The following is a 17480-nucleotide window of genomic DNA, read 5'->3' on the forward strand; positions in this document are numbered from 1 at the left end:
GAATGCCATCGACTTATATCCGGGAGTCAGACAGTGGGTGCTAAGGTCCATTGTCAAGAGGGAAACAGCCCAGACCATCAGCTAAGGCCCCTAAATGTATGTTAAGTGGGAAAGGATGTGGAGTTGCCCAGACAACCAGGATGTTGGCTTAGAAGCAGCCATCATTTAAAGAGTGCGTAATAGCTCACTGGTCGAGTGACTCTGCGCCGAAAATGTAACGGGGCTAAACATACTGCCGAAGCTATGGATTGATACTTATGTATCAGTGGTAGGGGAGCGTTGTGTACCGGGTTGAAGGTAGACCGAGAGGACTGCTGGACTGTACACAAGTGAGAATGCCGGTATGAGTAACGAAAAGACATGTGAGAATCATGTCCGCCGAAAACCTAAGGGTTCCTGAGGAAGGCTCGTCCACTCAGGGTAAGTCGGGACCTAAGGCGAGGCCGAAAGGCGTAGTCGAAGGACAACAGGTTGAAATTCCTGTACCACCGTAACCGTTATGAGCAATGGGGGGACGCAGAAGGATAGGGACGCGAGCTGATGGATGCTCGTCCAAGCAGTGAGGCTGATGTGTAGGCAAATCCGCACATCGTAAGGCTAGGCTGTGATGGGGAGGGAAAATTATAGTACCGAAGGTCTTGATTTCATGCTGCCAAGAAAAGCCTCTAGCCAGGTGAAGGTGCCCGTACCGCAAACCGACACAGGTAGGTGAGAAGAGAATTCTAAGGCGCGCGGAAGAACTCTCGTTAAGGAACTCGGCAAAATGACCCCGTAACTTCGGGAGAAGGGGTGCCTCGGTAGGGTGAATAGCCCGAGGGGGCCGCAGTGAAAAGGTCCAAGCGACTGTTTAGCAAAAACACAGGTCTGTGCGAAGCCGCAAGGCGAAGTATACGGGCTGACGCCTGCCCGGTGCTGGAAGGTTAAGGGGAGTGGTTAGCCGCAAGGCGAAGCTATGAACCGAAGCCCCAGTAAACGGCGGCCGTAACTATAACGGTCCTAAGGTAGCGAAATTCCTTGTCAGGTAAATTCTGACCCGCACGAATGGCGTAACGACTTGGGCGCTGTCTCAACGAGAGATCCGGTGAAATTTTAATACCTGTGAAGATGCAGGTTACCCGCGACAAGACGGAAAGACCCCATGGAGCTTTACTACAGCTTGATATTGGACTTTGGTACGGACTGTACAGGATAGGTGGGAGCCTGAGAAGCCTGAGCGCCAGCTTAGGTGGAGGCGCCGTTGGGATACCACCCTGTTCGTATCGGAGTTCTAACCTAGGATCGTGATCCGGTTCGGGGACAGTGTCAGGTGGGTAGTTTGACTGGGGCGGTCGCCTCCTAAAGAGTAACGGAGGCGCCCCAAGGTTCCCTCAGAATGGTTGGAAATCATTCGAAGAGTGCAAAGGCATAAGGGAGCTTGACTGCGAGACCTACAAGTCGAGCAGGGACGAAAGTCGGGCTTAGTGATCCGGTGGTTCCGCATGGAAGGGCCATCGCTCAACGGATAAAAGCTACCCTGGGGATAACAGGCTTATCTCCCCCAAGAGTCCACATCGACGGGGAGGTTTGGCACCTCGATGTCGGCTCATCGCATCCTGGGGCTGAAGTAGGTCCCAAGGGTTGGGCTGTTCGCCCATTAAAGCGGTACGCGAGCTGGGTTCAGAACGTCGTGAGACAGTTCGGTCCCTATCTGTCGCGGGCGTAGGAAATTTGAGAGGAGCTGTCCTTAGTACGAGAGGACCGGGATGGACGCACCGCTGGTGTACCAGTTGTTCCGCCAGGAGCATAGCTGGGTAGCTATGTGCGGAAGGGATAAGCGCTGAAAGCATCTAAGCGTGAAGCCCCCCTCAAGATGAGATTTCCCAATTTAGTAAGACCCCTTGAAGACGACGAGGTAGATAGGTTGGAGGTGGAAGCACAGCAATGTGTGGAGCTGACCAATACTAATCGGTCGAGGGCTTATCCTAAAAGATATACCCCAAAAAGTGACGTGAAGCTTTGCAGCAACACCGATTACTTTTCGGGGGCCCCGGATGAACATCTTAACACGAACTTTCGCATTCAGTTTTCAGGGTGCAATGTTTTGGAGTCTGATTAGTGCAGATGAAGAAACGCACACAGCACTTGGTCGTGCTGAACCTGAATTAAATATTGGCACTAAGCCAATGCTGTTTGGTGGCGATGGCGGAGGGGTTCCACGCGTACCCATCCCGAACACGACCGTTAAGCCCTCCAGCGCCGATGGTACTTGGACCGCAGGGTCCCGGGAGAGTAGGACGCCGCCAAGCAATATTCCCTGATAGCTCAGTTGGTAGAGCACTCGACTGTTAATCGAGTTGTCACAGGTTCGAGTCCTGTTCGGGGAGCCATGGAGAGATGTCCGAGTTTGGTCGAAGGAGCACGATTGGAAATCGTGTAGGCGCCACAAGCGTCTCGAGGGTTCGAATCCCTCTCTCTCCGCCAGTTATCTGGCCCGTTGGTCAAGGGGTTAAGACACCTCCCTTTCACGGAGGTAACAGGGGTTCGAATCCCCTACGGGTCACCATATGGACACTTAGCTCAGCTGGGAGAGCACCATCTTGACAGGGTGGGGGTCAGCGGTTCGAACCCGTTAGTGTCCACCATAAAAAGCTATGAATAATGGTTAATAGATTAAGATACATAGCACTTATATGAACTAGTATATGGACGCTTAGCTCAGCTGGGAGAGCATCTGCCTTACAAGCAGAGGGTCGGCGGTTCGATCCCGTCAGCGTCCACCATCATATCGCGGGGTGGAGCAGTTGGTAGCTCGTCGGGCTCATAACCCGAAGGTCGCAGGTTCAAGTCCTGCCCCCGCAACCAAATATGGAGCTGTGGTGTAGAGGCCTAACATGCCTGCCTGTCACGCAGGAGACCGCGGGTTCGAATCCCGTCAGCTCCGCCATTTTCTCTTTTGAGAAATGAAAGAATAGAATAAGGCCCGTTGGTCAAGGGGTTAAGACACCTCCCTTTCACGGAGGTAACAGGGGTTCGAATCCCCTACGGGTCACCATTTCTCTCTTATGAGAGCCATTAGCTCAGTTGGTAGAGCACCTGACTTTTAATCAGGGTGTCGAAGGTTCGAGTCCTTCATGGCTCACCAGTTTGTGCAATATTCAGTCTGATGCGGAAGCGTCAGGCTTTTTTTGTCGTTGTTCGGACAAGAAGAGCTGATTCGAGAGAGCGTAAGATGCTATGAGTACGCAAGATTTGATGTATGGGTGTCAATTAGTACTACCCCTAGAATTATGATAGTGTCATGCTCTATTGATGTTTTTTTCTAAAGACATTATGATAAAAAGAATAGATAACTAACTCCTTTTATAAAAGGGTTTCAATAAGGTGGGACGCTATGATGGGAGACAAAACCGTTAATATTAAGGAATTCAATCGAAATCGAATATATAAGCTGCTGCGGCAAGAAAAAAACTTATCTAAGCAAGATATTGTGCAGCTTTTGCAGATTAGCTTGCCAACGATTACGCAGAATTTAAATTATTTGCTGCAGGAGAAGCTGATCGCGAATACGGGAACCGTCGGCAATACCGGAGGACGCAATGCACAGGTTTATTCTTATATCAGCGATGCCAAAGTGGCCATTGGCTTAGACATTACGCGGAACCATGTCACAACTGTGGTTGTTGATTTAAATGGGGATATTATCCGTATCAACAGAAGAAGACAAAAATTTGAAACCTCTGACCCTTATTTTCAACTATTGGGAAATATCATTCAGGAAGACATAAAGGAACTGGATATTGACGATTCGAAAATATTAGGTGTCGGTATCGGGGTGCCAGGATTAATTACGGAAGATCATCAAACTGTTTTTTATGGGAAGATCCTGAATTTCACTGGAGAGACGCTGCAGCGCTTCGCCAAGTACATACCATATCCCGCCATTCTTGTGAATGATGCGAATGCAGCTGGGTACTCAGAAATATGGGCAACGCCGGATACGCAAAATGCTTTTTATATTTCACTTAGCAATAATATTGGCGGAGCCGTTTATATTGGAAATAAGGTGTTTGCCGGAGAGAATCAAAAGAGCGGAGAAATCGGACATATTACGATTATTCCGGACGGTCTCCCTTGTTATTGCGGTCAAAAGGGGTGCCTAGAGGCTTATTGCTCGGCTTCTTTATTAGCAGATACAGCTGATGGGAGTTTGGCACGTTTTTTTGAGGGGGTACAGAATAGCGACCGTGAAAAGCAGATCGTATGGGACAACTATTTGCGCCATCTTTCAATCGCCATTAATAATATTCGTATGCTGTTCGACTGTGACATTATCCTTGGCGGTTACGTAGGGGCTTATATGGAGGATTATATTGATACGTTGAAGGAGCTGGTGGCCAGCCGCAATACGTTCGAAGATCATGCAGATTATGTTCGCATATGCAATTATAAAACGGAGGCTATTGCCGCAGGGGCTGCCCTGCCTTTCATCGATCGGTTCATTAATCAAATATAAGAAGATGCCAAGCTTACAGCATATCGCATGGAGTCGGTCAAATGGAACCAAGTTCCTTTACCTGCTTCATGCGATTTTTTTATCCTTCAATCGGCTGAACAAGAAGGGAAATGCTTCGGATCTTGTTCTCCAAAATAAATTATTTTTTTAAAGCATATTGACAAGAACGACGAGAGGGAATATCCTTGCATTAAGTAGTTTTATAAAACAGTTTAACAAAACTAGTTTACTTATGGGGAAGGCGGATGCATAATGAATCAACAATCTACCAGCTTAAAAGCCACAACAGGAAACGTACCGGCAACTATGAAAGCGCTTGTAGCCTATGGGAAGCATGATTACCGCTTTGAAGCCAACTATCCTACACCCGAATGCGGGCCAGACGATATGATTATTAAAACGGAAGCTTGTGGCATTTGTGCAGGAGATCTTAAGTGCATGCACGGGGCAGCAATGTTCTGGGGCAATGAGACACAGCCGGAATGGGTGAAGCCACCGTTTATTCCGGGTCATGAATTTTTAGGAACGATCGTAGAAATTGGCGAAAATGTAACCGATTTCAAAATAGGCGATCGAGTAACTGCGGATCAGATCGTTCCTTGTCAAGAATGCAGATTTTGCAAAAGAGGGGAGTACTGGATGTGCCAGCCCCATAATATTTTCGGATTCCAAGGTACAAACAACGGGGGAATGGCGGAATATGTCCGATACCCGAAAACGGCGGTTGTCCATAAGGTGCCTGGACAGATGGAATTGGAGTCCGCATTGCTGATTGAGCCTTATGCTTGCTCGAAGCATGCCGTGGATCGGGCGCAAATCGGATGCGAAGATGTCGTCGTGATCTCTGGGGCAGGGCCTCTGGGCTTAGGAATGATCACGTATGCGAGAATGAAAAATCCAAAAAAATTGATTGTACTGGATTTGATCGAGAACCGTTTGGAAAAGGCGAAGGAATTCGGCGCGGATATCGTCCTCAATCCGAAAGAGACGGATGTGGTTCAAACGATTTTGGATATGACGGAAGGTTACGGTTGCGACATCTACATTGAAGCGACAGGGCATCCATCCAGCGTGACGCAAGGATTGAGCATGATTCGCAAGCTAGGACGCTTCGTGGAGTTTAGCGTGTTCGGGGAGCCGACTACCGTAGATTGGTCCATCATTGGCGACCGCAAGGAACTGGATGTATTAGGCTCACATTTGAGCCCCTATTGTTACCCATTCGTCATTGAAAATGTTGCGAACGGCAATTTGAAAACGAACGGCATTGTGACTCGCAAGTTCCCGATTGAGCAATGGGAAGAAGCCTTTGAATATGCATCCGGGAAGCATGGTGATTTCAAGGTCGCGATTACGTTCTAAAAAGGGTGAATGCTAAATGGAGAAATATGTAGTTGGAATTGATTATGGCACATTAAGCGCCCGTACGATACTTGTTAACGTATCCACCGGAGAGATATGCGCTTCTGCAGAGATGAGCTATCCTCACGGCGTAATGGATCAGGTGCTGCCGGACGGCGTAACGAAGCTGGGGCCGGATTGGGCTTTGCAGCATCCGCAGGACTATATACAATGCACCTCTGTAACGCTAACAAAGGTTCTAGAAACGAGCGGCATTGATGCCAGGCAGATTATTGGCGTCGGCACCGATTTTACGGAATGCACAATGCTTCCCGTAAAGAAGGATGGAACACCTCTGTGCATGCTGGATGCATACAAGAACAATCCGCATGCGTATGTGAAGCTGTGGAAGCACCATGCGGCGGCAGAGGAAGCCGATCGGCTCAATGAAATAGCCCGTATGCGGGGCGAGGAATTTTTGGATTATTACGGTGGGAAAATCTCCTCAGAATGGATGTTTCCAAAAATATGGCAAATTCTGAATGAGGCACCTGAAGTATATGATGCTGCAGATCGCTTTATGGAGCTTGCCGATTGGATCACACTGCAGCTTACTGGTACAGAAACACGTAATAGCTGCACAGCTGGATATAAGGCCATATGGCACAAACAGAACGGATTTCCATCGAATGCATTTCTGAAATCGCTCGATCCAAGGCTGGAATACGTCGTTGACGAGAAAATGTCGAGAACCATTTATCCGGTCGGCACCAAAGCAGGATCAATTACAGAAGAAAGTGCAAAATGGACGGGACTAGCTGCAGGGACAGCGGTGTCCGTAGGAATAGGCGATGCCCACTGTGCCGTAATCGGCTGCGGGATTACGACCCCCGATATTTTATTGATGGTAATGGGGACCTCCGGCTGCGATATGCTGGTCAGTGAAACGGCAGTAAAGGTGCCGGGCATTAGCGGCATTTGCGAGGACGGCATTTTGCCTGGGTTCTACGGCTATGAAGCAGGACAATCTTGCATGGGAGACCATTTCTCATGGTTTGCGAACCATTGTGTACCAGAGCGCCTGGAGCAAGAGGCAAGAGCAGCGAACAAGCATGTGCTGCAGCTTCTCAATGAGAAGGCTGAGAAGATTAAGCCAGGGGCCAGCGGCTTGATTGCGCTGGATTGGTGGAATGGGAACCGTTCCGTTCTGGTGGATGCGGATCTGACAGGATCGATGTTCGGCATGACGACGGCTACGACAGCCGAAGAAATGTACAAAGCATTGGTTGAAGCCGTTGCGTTTGGGAAGCGGATGATTATTGAGAACTTTGTAGAGCACGGAGTTCCGATCACCAAAATCATGGCTACAGGCGGGATTGCGGAAAAAAGCCCATTCATTATGCAGACCTTCGCGGACATTATCGGCATGCCGATTCACGTGGCGGCAACTCAGCAAGGGACAGCGATGGGGGCCGCCATGCTCGGAGCCGTCGCAGCAGGCAGTACTAATGGGGGATATGATTCCATTCAGCAGGCTGGGAAAGCAATGGGCGGAGGCATTAAGAAAACGTATGAGCCGCAAAGGAAGCACCGGGACATTTATAATCGACTCTATGCCCAGTATGTGCGGCTGCATGATTATTTCGGTCGCAATGAGCAGAGTCCGATCAAACAATTGAAAGCGATTAAATTAGAAGTGATGAGTAAGGATCGTTCAATTAAGACCTCTATTGATTAACTGCATTGCGGACAAAGAAGGAAATGATCATTCAGGAAAGAAGTGATGCACTTGAAAGGCAGACATATTTTGGACAAAGTAGGTATTCCTTCATCTCTAGCTTGGGGCTATCTCGGCATTCTGATCTTTATGATGGGGGATGGGTTGGAGCAGGGATGGTTAAGCCCATATCTGGTTGAACAAGGTCTCACCGTACAGCAATCTGGAATTTTATTTACGGTATACGGGGTTACGATTGCATTGTCTTCTTTCCTGTCCGGATTATTCGTTGACGCGATAGGCCCTAAAAAAGCAATGTTGACCGGGTTAATCCTATATATTCTCGGATCCGTAGGCTTTATCGGTTTAGGAATTACCCAACTTTCGTTTGCAACGATGCTGCCGACGTATGCGTTTAAAGGACTAGGCTATCCTTTGTTTGCCTATTCGTTTCTTGTATGGATCGCTTATCGGACACCGCAGAAGAAGCTGGGCACGGCTGTCGGCTGGTTCTGGTTCGTGTTCACTGGTGGCATGAACGTACTCGGCGCATACTATTCCACCTGGGCATTGAAGTACTTGGGGCATATTAACACACTATGGAGCGCAATTGTATGGGTACTCCTTGGGGCATTGTTCGCACTGGTTATCAATCCCGGCGGCAAGCTGGATAAGACTAAGGCAGAGCAGCACGACAACAACAAATTAAAAGAGCTTGCAAAAGGATTGGCAATTGTCAAAAAGGAACCGAAAATCGTATTGGTCGGCTTGGTTCGTATTATTAATACGGCTGCACAATTCGGCTTCCCTGTATATATGCCGCTGTACATGGAGAGTCAGGGCATAAGCATTGCATCTTGGCTGCATCTATGGGCAATGATCTTTATTGGCAATATTGCGTTTAACCTGCTGTTCGGCATTGTGGGCGACAAGCTTGGCTGGCGAAATACGGTGATGTGGTTTGGATGCGCGGGTTCGGCCTTCTTTACGATTGTGCTCTTTTACGTTCCTCAACTTGCGGCAGGAAATGTATGGCTTGTGCAAATTGTCGGGATATTGTGGGGAGGATGTCTGGCAGGATTTGTGCCATTGTCCGCGATAGCCCCGTCTTTGGTAAAGGAAGAAAAGGGTGCAGCGATGTCAATCTTGAACCTAGGAGCGGGATTGAGTGCATTCGTTGGCCCGGCTCTTGTTGCTTTATTTATTGGAAGCCTTGGTTACGCTGGCATTACGTGGCTTTTCGCTGGGCTGTTTGCGGCGGCAGGCATTATGATGATCTTTGTAACGCTTCCTGCTGAGAAAAAAACAACAAAGGACGCGAGTGCACACACCGAAATTGTAAGCGCTTAATAATGTAATCTAAAAAAGCAGCTCTTCTCCACTTGGTAGAGGGCTGCTTTCATCATAATGCTAGCGATCCATTTTGTGATAACTATTGTTTGTTCGGTATAGGGTAGGACTGATTCCGTACACGCAGGAAAATTGGTTTGAAAAGTAATGGATTGAATCGTACCCCAGCATCAGCGCGATTTCCGTAATCGATTGGCGGCTTTCCATCAGCAGAACGGCTGCCTTTTTCATGCGAGCCTGCAGCAAATACGTTTTAGGAGATATTCCTGTCTCTTGCTTGAAAAGCCGATAAAATTGGGATTTTTCCAATCCACATTCGCTGCACCAGTAATCAACCGAATGCCGCTGCTCGGGATGCTCGTCCATGCGTTCCAAGATTCGAGCTATACGATAATCCGAAGGATTGGGCAATCTGCTAGCATCGTACCATTGGATCAACCAGGAGTAAAAGCTAGCTGATGCAGCCTGCTTCGTATAGCAGCCGCGCCGATTATATGCGGCAAGCACATGCTTCACCAACTCAATGAAGTATGGATAAGGGCGAAGCGAAGTGCAGGTCGGCAATGATTCCAGTTCTGTGCAAGGCTTCTGTGCGGTTAACCACTTCGGATCGAATTCATCCCATTCATAAGCAAAGGTAGGCTGGTTTGGTGGGGGAGCCTCCCAGAGATCGCAGTAGATATTGCATGCATTCATCGTTTCATTTGGTGCATGCTCGAAGGAATGCCATTGGCCAGGACGGACAAAGATGAGCGTGCCGTTTGAGACCGCATATCGATGGTCATCTATCGTCATGTGCCCATGGCCGTCCAAGAATAAGTGGAATGCATAGCTGTATCCTCTGCGCAGCTGTTCCTCTCGCGTTCCCCGATAATTATACATATGCGCTGCACGGATGTATGGCCTTATATCCGCAATGGTATTCATGCCTATCCCTCCGGTTCGTTAGCGGAAATTTTTATAACTGACAGGAACTTGTTATAAATACGAGCAGCTAGGAACATGATACTATGTTTGCAGAGTTATGTCATGATAGGGGAAGTCTGCAAACGAAAATGATGACAGCATGTGTTGACGAGGAGGAACAATCATGGTTGATTTGGGCAAGGTGTTAGTAGAAGAATCACGAGGCGGTTGGTTGGAATGTGCATATACAGGACACATTGTGGGGGTGAACGAGCAAGCAGAAACGCTTTTCCATGTCGGTAATCCCGACTATGTGAGCTTTATGCGTTCCTCATCTAAGCCAGTGCAGGCACTTCCTGCTTTGATGGCTGGTGTGCCAGAGCATTATGGACTAAATGAGGAAGAAATCGTCCTGATGACCGCATCCCATCGTGCACAGCAGTTCCATGTCCAAGCCCTCGAATCGTTCATGAAGAAGACCGGGATCACTGAGGAGCAATTTGTGTGCAAACCAACCTATCCGCTCAATAGTGCTGCTAGAGACGAGCGGATTGCCAATGGGCAACCACCGCGTTCCTTATATCACAACTGTTCGGGCAAGCACTTGGGCGTACTTTCGTTATGCAAAATGATGGGCTGGTCGACCCATGATTACGCTGAGCCTGAGCATCCCGTTCAACAGCAGGTGTTGCGCTTGATGTCTCAACTTGCTGATGTTCCTGTAGAGCAAATTAAACTAGGAACGGATGGCTGTGGATTCCCGGTATATGCGATTCCAATTCGCAATATAGCCCTCTTGTATTTGAGACTGGCTTGTCCGGATTTAATTGCAGATGAGCAAGTACGCAGAGCAATTACACGCTTAACGGGCCTAATGAACAAGCATCCACTTTATGTGTCAGGCACAGAGCTTATTTGTCCTACATTGTTGCAGGATCCGAATATCGTTGCCAAGGGAGGAGCCAAGGGCATTTATTGCTTCGGCTTGCGTGAACAGAGAATGGGAATCGCTTTTAAGGTAATGGACGGTTCAGAAGACCAATGGCCGATGATTGCAGCTGACATCTTACAGCAGCTCGAGTACCCGACAAAAGCAACCATCGAACGTTTGAAAAAGCTAAGCCCTGCCGAAACGAAAAATGATAATGCTAGGGTAGTGGGACTTCGTAAGCCTGTCTTTACGCTTGAATGGATAAAGAAATAGAATACAAGAATATACTATTAGAACCTGCTTATACGAGCTGAAAAATGGCTTGTTAAGCAGGTTTTGTTGCAAGAAAAAAATACCATCATAAAATCTTTAAAAAACATTTGCAATTCGATATTCAGTCTGATATATTATTACTTGTCCTTGTTGAACGGAAACGACGACAACGAAGTGAATGAAGTCGTCAAGTTTGTATAAGATGAGGAAATATGCGGACATAGCTCAGTGGTAGAGTATCGCCTTGCCAAGGCGAGGGTCGCGAGTTCGAATCTCGTTGTCCGCTCCATTATATATGCGCCCTTAGCTCAGCTGGATAGAGCGTTTGACTACGAATCAAAAGGTCGGGAGTTCGAATCTCTCAGGGCGCGCCACTTAATTTCATAATGGATATCTACTAAGCCGGTGTGGCGGAATTGGCAGACGCGCGCGACTCAAAATCGTGAGGGAAACCGTGGAGGTTCGAGTCCTCTCACCGGCACCATCCATTCGGGACGTAGCTCAGCTTGGTAGAGCACCTGGTTTGGGACCAGGGGGTCGCATGTTCAAATCGTGTCGTCCCGACCATTATCATTAACCGTTGGTTATTAGCCGGCGGTTTTTTGCTATGTTCCTTCCTCTTTCTTCCTTCTATTATTTGCTTATAATTTCCTTGATTTCATTTGAACGATTTATCAGTGTAAACCGTAATATTAATGCTTGACGGCAAAGTTCTTTGTGAACGGATGACAAGGAAAGGGGCGAATGCATGTCTGAGCAGCATCGAATAGAGCAGGCAGTACGAGGAGATATGAATGAACTCGCTGTGCTGCTGCATGAAAATTACTCCTTCCTATTTAAATATGCCTTGAAATTAACGATGAACTCCGCCTGTGCAGAGGATTTGGTTCAAGATACGATGGTGCGTTGTATGGAAAAGATCCATACGTACAACGGAGAATCACGCTTTTCATCATGGCTCATTACCATTGCAACACGCTTATATTATGATATGATGCGCCGCAAGAAAGTCGAGAACAGATGGCGGGAACAGGAGCAGGGGTTACGGCAGCTGCGATATCAAATGGAATCTTGCAATATCGAATGGACAACTGCCATGGAGCTATTGGGAGAGCTGACTTATGAGCAGCGGGCTCCCATAGTGTTAAAACATTATTATGGGTATCAGGTGAATGAGATTGCAAATATGTTGAACGTGCAAGCTGGGACTGTCAAATCACGCCTACATTACGGCTTGGAGAAGCTGCGGAAGGAGTGGGAGCAAGATGAGTGAACAAGAAAATAAGAAGAAAGCAGGGAATGCTGATTCAAACCGCGAGTCATCTCTATCTGATGGAGATGCATCTCACCCAAAACATTCAGAAAATGTAGAAGTTCCTTCACAAGAACTGGAATGGGATAAAATGCTGCATCCCCACTGGGAACGTTTAGACGCTTGGAGTAATGTCCATGCTCCTCATCCGAGTTCAGCTCAAATTCAGCAGGTACTGCTTCAGGCTAAGATGAAAAACCGTAGGCGGCTATGGAAGGAACTGCTTGGCTTATGGAGCATTGCTTTGCTGCTCGTTGGCGGCGGCTGCAGCCTTGCAGCAACAAATTGGCAGGTATACGTATGGGCCCAAGTATTCCTGTTAAGCGGAGCAGTTATCATTTGGTTAACATGCATCCAACCAAGCAAGGAGAGTGAGCGGCATGAATAATGGTGCGGGAAATTTGCCTTGGTGGGCATGGATTCTCCTTGGAAGTATTCTGCTTGCTCAAGGAACGTGGTTGTTCCTGGATGCGCGCAATCGCAACAAATATCCATGGTTCTGGGGGATATGGGGATTTTTGAATACCCCCCTCCCGCTTGTTCTCTATATTTGTTTTGTGATACGACCGTGGAGAAAATCCCGCTAAGTAGGTTAAAACGTGTATAACATCCCCTTTTTCTGGGCCACACTATAAGAAAAGCTACTCAGTATGGATAATAACATCTGGCGGCTTTTTCTTATATGCGAGAGAACAGATGATGGATCATCGGAAAGAGTCTGTTCGCTCAAATAAATAAGCAATTAGAGGGGATTACTTATGGCTCGAGAACACCGTACCGGCTCTTGGTTCTATTTTCGAGTGAAGCAATGGATGAAGCGTCTGCGGCGCTTACGTAGACCAATATGGTCTTTAGCTGCAATTGTGCTGTTTGTTGTGATCATAGCTGTCGGCATACAACTGTCTGATCATGTACGGAATTTGATGGCGAAATATGATAAACCGACTTCAATTGAAACGTTCGCCCTCTGGAAGGATAATGAGGCCAAGCTTAATGAAACAGCTCAGTTTGTAATTGCACAGTTGGTTCAAGAGGATATTAAGCGTGAGGTCATTGCTCGCAAGCAATATATATGTGGAAAAAATGATGAAGTGCTGGGTATTAAGCCCACGCGCGACATTATTCAGCTTGTGCTGAATCACCCAGACTGGTCCGTTTCCATGGATGCGGATGGACGAGTTATTTTGGAGGAGCAGATTGAAGAATTATCAGGTACATGCAAGGATAGAGCGCATATTAGTCTTGATAAGGATGGGAATCTGACCTTGTATGATGGGCCTCCGGAAGATGGCAAAGTGATACGTACTTTTTTCCAATTAGACGTGGAGTCCATGGAGAGCTCGCTTCCGCCAAAGGTGATGAAGCAGTTGTACCAAGGGATTCGCATTACAGATGTCGATGCTTATCATAGTGTGCTGTCTACATTTAGCGATTATGCAATAGAAGAAACGAAGAAAGTCATGAAACCAACCCCTCCTAATGAACGTATTACAAAATAAGAAGCAGTAACGAGTAGGACGCCGTAACCGACGTCCTTCTTTTTTTGAACAGCGGGGTAGGTCATGTAATGTAAGAAATAGAGAATGAAGGAATGGATTGCCCTTAGCCACCTACAAAAGAAATGTCGGTTTACGGTCATAATAATTGTACAGCGGAAAGGGGAATGCCAATGGAACTTATTCTCATGTTGCTCATCATTTTGGCTTCGACAAAGATCGCAGGTGATCTCACTGTACGATTGGGTCAGCCAGCCGTATTAGGTAAACTAATTGTAGGGATTATTATCGGTCCAGCTGTGCTTGGATGGGTTACGGATGGCGAACTGATCAAGGAAATGGCGGAAGTTGGCGTCATTTTGCTGATGTTCATCGCTGGTTTGGAAACGGATTTAGAAGAATTGAAGAAAAACTGGAAGGCGGCATTCGCAGTAGCAGTTGGCGGCGTCATTCTTCCGTTTATTGGCGGATATAGTGGTGGTCTGATGTTAGGCCTAGATTCGAACCAATCGATGTTTATCGGCTTGCTGTTGTGTGCTACTTCGGTAAGTATTTCAGTGCAGACGCTGAAGGATCTAGGACAGCTCAGCACTAGAGAAGGTACGACCATTCTTGGTGCAGCAGTCGTGGATGACATACTTGTAGTCATACTTCTTGCCTTCATGCTCAGCTTGCTCGGTACAGGCGGAGGCGCGTCCCTCGGACTTATTATTGGTAAAAAAGTTCTATTCTTTGTAGTCGTTATTCTTGCAGGCATTTATGTGGTGCCGAAAATCATGAAATGGCTCGCGCCGCTGCGTGTTACGGAGGCCATAATTAGTGCCGCGCTCATTATATGCTTTGCATTTTCTTATTTTGCGGACTACTTGGGTGTTGCAGGCATTATCGGTGCATTCGCCGCCGGCATTGCTATTTCACAAACGAAGTTCAAGCATGAAGTCGAGCATCGTCTTGAGCCGATTGCTTACGGTATCTTCGTGCCGATATTCTTCGTCAGCGTAGGGATTAACGTTAGCTTCGATGGTATTGGAGAATATGTGTGGTTTATCGTGTTATTTACGATCATTGCGATTCTGACCAAACTGCTTGGGTGCGGATTGGGAGCTCGACTGACTGGATTCGATCGCAAGAGTGCCATAGGTATCGGTTCAGGGATGGTCTCCCGCGGCGAGGTTGCACTCATTATAGCGACAACGGGGCTCGAAGGCGCTTTGTTCGATAAAGTGTATTTCACACCTTTCGTCATTGTCATTATTTTAACAACACTGGTAACGCCGCCGATGTTGAAGGCTGCTTTTCGTCAGTCTACGGAAGTGCCGGCAGCTAATCAAGTATCTGCTGGGAAGTAAGTAATCGCTGTAATTAGGCTGTATTCCCTGCAAACATCATAGGATTGACTCATTCTCTTCTTCACGATCTATGTTATAATGGAGTGAACACATATGTTCGCTTACTGGTACATGGATGCGGTGAGGGAGAGATTTTTTTGCGTATTTTAGGAATAGACCCAGGGATTGCGATTGCAGGTTTTGGGTTTGTAGATAAGCAGGGGAGCCGGATTGTACCTGTACAATATGGCTGTATTCAGACAGAGCCTTCGACTGCGCCAGAGATGCGGCTGCTTCAAGTGTATGAAGCAACCGAGCAATTGCTTGACAAATATAAGCCGGATGCAATGGGGATTGAGAAATTGTTCTTCAATCGAAATGTCACGAATGCGTTTTCTGTGGGACAGGCACGTGGTGTCATCATATTAGCAGCTGCCAAGCGCGGCATACCGATTGCAGAATATACCCCCATGCAGGTGAAGCAGGCTATTGTTGGATACGGAAAGGCAGAGAAGAAGCAGGTTCAAGAAATGGTGAAGCTGTTCTTAAAGCTGAAGGAAATACCGAAGCCGGACGATGTGGCGGATGCGCTTGCGGTGGCGATATGCCATGCGCATTCGAGTGGGCTTAATGACAAATTGAATGGAGTATGGCGATCATGATCGATTTTTTGCGTGGACAAGTTGCTCACTTAGAAACAGAATATATCGTCTTGGATGTCCAGGGGGTCGGATATCGAGTGTTTACACCGAATCCCTATGCTTTTGCGAAGCAAGACGGAGCAGTAACGGCATTTATCCATTATCATGTACGTGAAGATGCAACGCTGCTGTTCGGATTCAGCACGCGAGAGGAACAGAAGCTATTTCGCAGGTTAATAGATGTGAACGGGGTAGGGCCGAAGGTTGCTCTAGGCATCCTGGCTGGGTGCGGCAAGCCGGAGGCAGTCGTTACCGCCATTCAGCAAGAGAATATTACATTCTTGACGAAGCTGCCGGGGATTGGCAAGAAGACGGCTCAGCGCATCGTTTTAGATTTGAAAGACAAGCTGGACGGCATTGGATTGGATATCCATCCGGATTCGTTGTTCACAAGTGTTACGGTAGCAGATGAGGACAGTTCAGATGGAAGCGCTTGGTCTGAGGCGAGAGAAGCGCTCAAAGCATTGGGCTATACGGAAGCAGAGCTTGATCGTGTATGGAAAGACTTGCAACATCGCATTCATGCGGATGAAAGTGTAGATTCTTTAATGAAGAAGGCGCTGCAGGCGTTGTTTAAAGGATAAGAAAGGCGGTTAAGATGGAAGAGCACGAACGCATCATATCAGCCAATTGCATGATGGAAGATCAGGCAGTCGAGTTAAGCCTGAGACCGCGTTATTTGTCCGAGTACATCGGCCAATCACAGGTGAAAGACAATTTAAAGGTATTTATCGAAGCTGCAAAGCTCCGGAAGGAAGCGCTTGACCATGTATTGCTTTATGGTCCCCCAGGCCTTGGCAAGACGACTCTATCGAATATTATTGCCAATGAGCTCGGTGTTAATATACGGACGACTTCGGGACCCGCAATTGAGAGACCTGGAGATCTCGCTGCACTGCTTACGAACTTGCAGGAAGGCGATGTCCTCTTCATTGATGAGATTCATCGGCTGCATCGTACCGTTGAAGAAGTGCTGTACCCGGCAATGGAAGACTTTGCGCTTGATATCATTATCGGCAAGGGTCCAAGTGCCAGATCCGTGAGGCTCGACCTGCCAAAGTTCACCTTAATAGGTGCTACGACAAGAGCAGGCTTGCTCTCGGCGCCGCTTCGTGATCGCTTTGGTGTCGTCAGTCGCTTAGAGTTCTACAATAAGGACGAATTGAGCTACATCGTTTCTCGTGCAGCAGACATATTAGAGGTTCAAATCGTGGGCGATGCCGCCGATGAGATTGCGGTTCGATCACGGGGGACACCACGGATTGCCAACCGCTTGCTGAAGCGGGTGAGAGATTTCGCTCAAGTACGGGGAGATGGCGTGATCACAGCCGACATTGCGAAAGAGTCGCTGCGGCTCATTCAAGTAGACCCGCTTGGTCTTGATCAGATTGATCATAAGATGCTACGCACAATGATAACGAATTTCCGCGGAGGGCCGGTTGGCCTTGATACGATTGCGGCTACGATTGGCGAGGAGAGTCAAACCATCGAGGACGTATATGAACCGTACCTGTTGCAAATTGGATTTCTCCAACGAACACCGCGGGGAAGAATGGTTACCCCCCAAGCCTATACTCATTTAGGATTGCCTATACCGGAACAAAGTTAAGGAAAACGCGTACAAATTGACGTA

14 protein-coding genes, 13 tRNA genes and 2 rRNA genes (1 of these 29 cut by a window edge) are annotated in these 17480 nt (G+C 47.7%); 28 read left to right on the forward strand and 1 reads right to left on the reverse strand.

The window, feature by feature from the left end; translation table 11 throughout:
* The 15 genes from PAV_RS14415 to PAV_RS14485 form a co-directional block, all read left to right on the forward strand.
* Positions 1-1964, forward strand: a 23S ribosomal RNA gene (locus tag PAV_RS14415); it begins 964 nt to the left of the window's first position.
* Positions 1965-2168: 204 nt separating this feature from the next.
* A 5S ribosomal RNA gene (rrf, locus tag PAV_RS14420) occupies positions 2169-2285 on the forward strand.
* 5 nt (positions 2286-2290) lie between these two features.
* Positions 2291-2366, forward strand: a tRNA-Asn gene (locus PAV_RS14425).
* Position 2367: 1 nt separating this feature from the next.
* A tRNA-Ser gene (locus tag PAV_RS14430) sits at positions 2368-2460 on the forward strand.
* A gap of 7 nt (positions 2461-2467) precedes the next feature.
* Positions 2468-2542 (forward strand) — tRNA-Glu (locus tag PAV_RS14435).
* A gap of 3 nt (positions 2543-2545) precedes the next feature.
* Positions 2546-2621: transfer RNA gene (locus tag PAV_RS14440), tRNA-Val, on the forward strand.
* 62 nt (positions 2622-2683) lie between these two features.
* Positions 2684-2759: transfer RNA gene (locus tag PAV_RS14445), tRNA-Val, on the forward strand.
* Positions 2760-2765: 6 nt separating this feature from the next.
* Positions 2766-2841: transfer RNA gene (locus PAV_RS14450), tRNA-Met, on the forward strand.
* 5 nt (positions 2842-2846) lie between these two features.
* Positions 2847-2923, forward strand: a tRNA-Asp gene (locus PAV_RS14455).
* A 33-nt stretch (positions 2924-2956) separates the two neighbouring features.
* Positions 2957-3031 (forward strand) — tRNA-Glu (locus PAV_RS14460).
* Between the two features lie 14 nt (positions 3032-3045).
* Positions 3046-3121 (forward strand) — tRNA-Lys (locus PAV_RS14465).
* Between the two features lie 249 nt (positions 3122-3370).
* The gene (locus tag PAV_RS14470) at positions 3371-4492 is read left to right on the forward strand and encodes an ROK family protein (protein ID WP_005547400.1); all 1122 of its coding nucleotides are present in this window, start codon (positions 3371-3373) and stop codon (positions 4490-4492) included.
* A gap of 252 nt (positions 4493-4744) precedes the next feature.
* Positions 4745-5854, forward strand: a complete 1110-nt coding sequence (locus PAV_RS14475) for an erythritol/L-threitol dehydrogenase (protein WP_005547401.1) — start codon at positions 4745-4747, stop codon at positions 5852-5854.
* Between the two features lie 16 nt (positions 5855-5870).
* Entirely contained in the window at positions 5871-7571 is a 1701-nt protein-coding gene (locus PAV_RS14480) for a ribulokinase (protein WP_005547403.1), read from the forward strand.
* 45 nt (positions 7572-7616) lie between these two features.
* Complete coding sequence (locus PAV_RS14485) at positions 7617-8900, forward strand: MFS transporter (RefSeq protein ID WP_005547405.1); 1284 nt, start codon at positions 7617-7619, stop codon at positions 8898-8900.
* Between the two features lie 60 nt (positions 8901-8960).
* Here the strand turns inward: PAV_RS14485 and PAV_RS14490 are convergent, their stop codons facing one another.
* Positions 8961-9827, reverse strand: coding sequence for an AraC family transcriptional regulator (locus tag PAV_RS14490; RefSeq protein WP_005547407.1), 867 nt, complete (start codon positions 9825-9827; stop codon positions 8961-8963).
* A gap of 163 nt (positions 9828-9990) precedes the next feature.
* On the opposite strand from PAV_RS14490, the gene PAV_RS14495 reads away from it, so the two are divergent.
* The 13 genes from PAV_RS14495 (at position 9991) to ruvB (ending at position 17456) form a co-directional block, all read left to right on the forward strand.
* Positions 9991-11010 carry an asparaginase gene (locus PAV_RS14495; protein WP_005547409.1) on the forward strand — a complete coding sequence of 340 codons (1020 nt, stop codon included), beginning with the start codon at positions 9991-9993 and terminating at the stop codon, positions 11008-11010.
* A gap of 214 nt (positions 11011-11224) precedes the next feature.
* Positions 11225-11299, forward strand: a tRNA-Gly gene (locus PAV_RS14500).
* 8 nt (positions 11300-11307) lie between these two features.
* Positions 11308-11384, forward strand: a tRNA-Arg gene (locus PAV_RS14505).
* A 27-nt stretch (positions 11385-11411) separates the two neighbouring features.
* Positions 11412-11494 (forward strand) — tRNA-Leu (locus PAV_RS14510).
* A 6-nt stretch (positions 11495-11500) separates the two neighbouring features.
* Positions 11501-11577, forward strand: a tRNA-Pro gene (locus tag PAV_RS14515).
* 181 nt (positions 11578-11758) lie between these two features.
* Positions 11759-12283, forward strand: a complete 525-nt coding sequence (gene sigY, locus PAV_RS14520; protein WP_005547411.1) for an RNA polymerase sigma factor SigY — start codon at positions 11759-11761, stop codon at positions 12281-12283.
* Positions 12276-12710: a YxlC family protein gene (locus tag PAV_RS14525; protein ID WP_005547414.1), complete on the forward strand. Its 435-nt coding sequence runs from the start codon at positions 12276-12278 to the stop codon at positions 12708-12710. Before sigY ends, PAV_RS14525 begins: the two co-directional genes overlap by 8 nt.
* Positions 12703-12909: a hypothetical protein gene (locus PAV_RS14530; protein WP_005547416.1), complete on the forward strand. Its 207-nt coding sequence runs from the start codon at positions 12703-12705 to the stop codon at positions 12907-12909. The genes PAV_RS14525 and PAV_RS14530 overlap by 8 nt, the downstream gene beginning before the upstream one ends.
* A 171-nt stretch (positions 12910-13080) precedes the next feature.
* Positions 13081-13821, forward strand: a complete 741-nt coding sequence (locus PAV_RS14535) for a BofC C-terminal domain-containing protein (RefSeq protein WP_005547418.1) — start codon at positions 13081-13083, stop codon at positions 13819-13821.
* Between the two features lie 170 nt (positions 13822-13991).
* A complete protein-coding gene (locus tag PAV_RS14540; RefSeq protein ID WP_040735981.1) occupies positions 13992-15167 on the forward strand; it encodes a cation:proton antiporter in 1176 nt (391 codons plus the stop codon).
* A gap of 137 nt (positions 15168-15304) precedes the next feature.
* A complete protein-coding gene (gene ruvC, locus PAV_RS14545) occupies positions 15305-15808 on the forward strand; it encodes a crossover junction endodeoxyribonuclease RuvC (protein WP_005547421.1) in 504 nt (167 codons plus the stop codon).
* On the forward strand, positions 15805-16431 hold the full coding sequence (ruvA, locus tag PAV_RS14550; RefSeq protein WP_005547424.1) for a Holliday junction branch migration protein RuvA: 627 nt from the start codon (positions 15805-15807) through the stop codon (positions 16429-16431). The genes ruvC and ruvA overlap by 4 nt, the downstream gene beginning before the upstream one ends.
* A gap of 14 nt (positions 16432-16445) precedes the next feature.
* Positions 16446-17456 carry a Holliday junction branch migration DNA helicase RuvB gene (ruvB, locus tag PAV_RS14555; protein ID WP_005547426.1) on the forward strand — a complete coding sequence of 337 codons (1011 nt, stop codon included), beginning with the start codon at positions 16446-16448 and terminating at the stop codon, positions 17454-17456.
* The last annotated feature ends 24 nt before the right edge of the window (positions 17457-17480 follow it).

Source organism: Paenibacillus alvei DSM 29 (genome assembly GCF_000293805.1).
Classification (GTDB): Bacteria; Bacillota; Bacilli; order Paenibacillales; family Paenibacillaceae; genus Paenibacillus_B; species Paenibacillus_B alvei.

What these genes read in the sequence shown, in the direction of transcription:
- PAV_RS14495 (WP_005547409.1), top strand. Translation starts at nt 9,991, where the DNA reads ATGGTTGATTTGGGCAAGGTGTTAGTAGAAGAATCACGAGGCGGTTGG.
- sigY (WP_005547411.1), top strand. Translation starts at nt 11,759, where the DNA reads ATGTCTGAGCAGCATCGAATAGAGCAGGCAGTACGAGGAGATATGAAT.
- ruvB (WP_005547426.1), top strand. Translation starts at nt 16,446, where the DNA reads ATGGAAGAGCACGAACGCATCATATCAGCCAATTGCATGATGGAAGAT.
- PAV_RS14490 (WP_005547407.1), bottom strand. Translation starts at nt 9,827, where the DNA reads ATGAATACCATTGCGGATATAAGGCCATACATCCGTGCAGCGCATATG.
- PAV_RS14540 (WP_040735981.1), top strand. Translation starts at nt 13,992, where the DNA reads ATGGAACTTATTCTCATGTTGCTCATCATTTTGGCTTCGACAAAGATC.
- ruvA (WP_005547424.1), top strand. Translation starts at nt 15,805, where the DNA reads ATGATCGATTTTTTGCGTGGACAAGTTGCTCACTTAGAAACAGAATAT.
- PAV_RS14485 (WP_005547405.1), top strand. Translation starts at nt 7,617, where the DNA reads ATGCACTTGAAAGGCAGACATATTTTGGACAAAGTAGGTATTCCTTCA.
- PAV_RS14470 (WP_005547400.1), top strand. Translation starts at nt 3,371, where the DNA reads ATGATGGGAGACAAAACCGTTAATATTAAGGAATTCAATCGAAATCGA.
- PAV_RS14530 (WP_005547416.1), top strand. Translation starts at nt 12,703, where the DNA reads ATGAATAATGGTGCGGGAAATTTGCCTTGGTGGGCATGGATTCTCCTT.
- PAV_RS14525 (WP_005547414.1), top strand. Translation starts at nt 12,276, where the DNA reads ATGAGTGAACAAGAAAATAAGAAGAAAGCAGGGAATGCTGATTCAAAC.
- PAV_RS14480 (WP_005547403.1), top strand. Translation starts at nt 5,871, where the DNA reads ATGGAGAAATATGTAGTTGGAATTGATTATGGCACATTAAGCGCCCGT.
- PAV_RS14535 (WP_005547418.1), top strand. Translation starts at nt 13,081, where the DNA reads ATGGCTCGAGAACACCGTACCGGCTCTTGGTTCTATTTTCGAGTGAAG.
- PAV_RS14475 (WP_005547401.1), top strand. Translation starts at nt 4,745, where the DNA reads ATGAATCAACAATCTACCAGCTTAAAAGCCACAACAGGAAACGTACCG.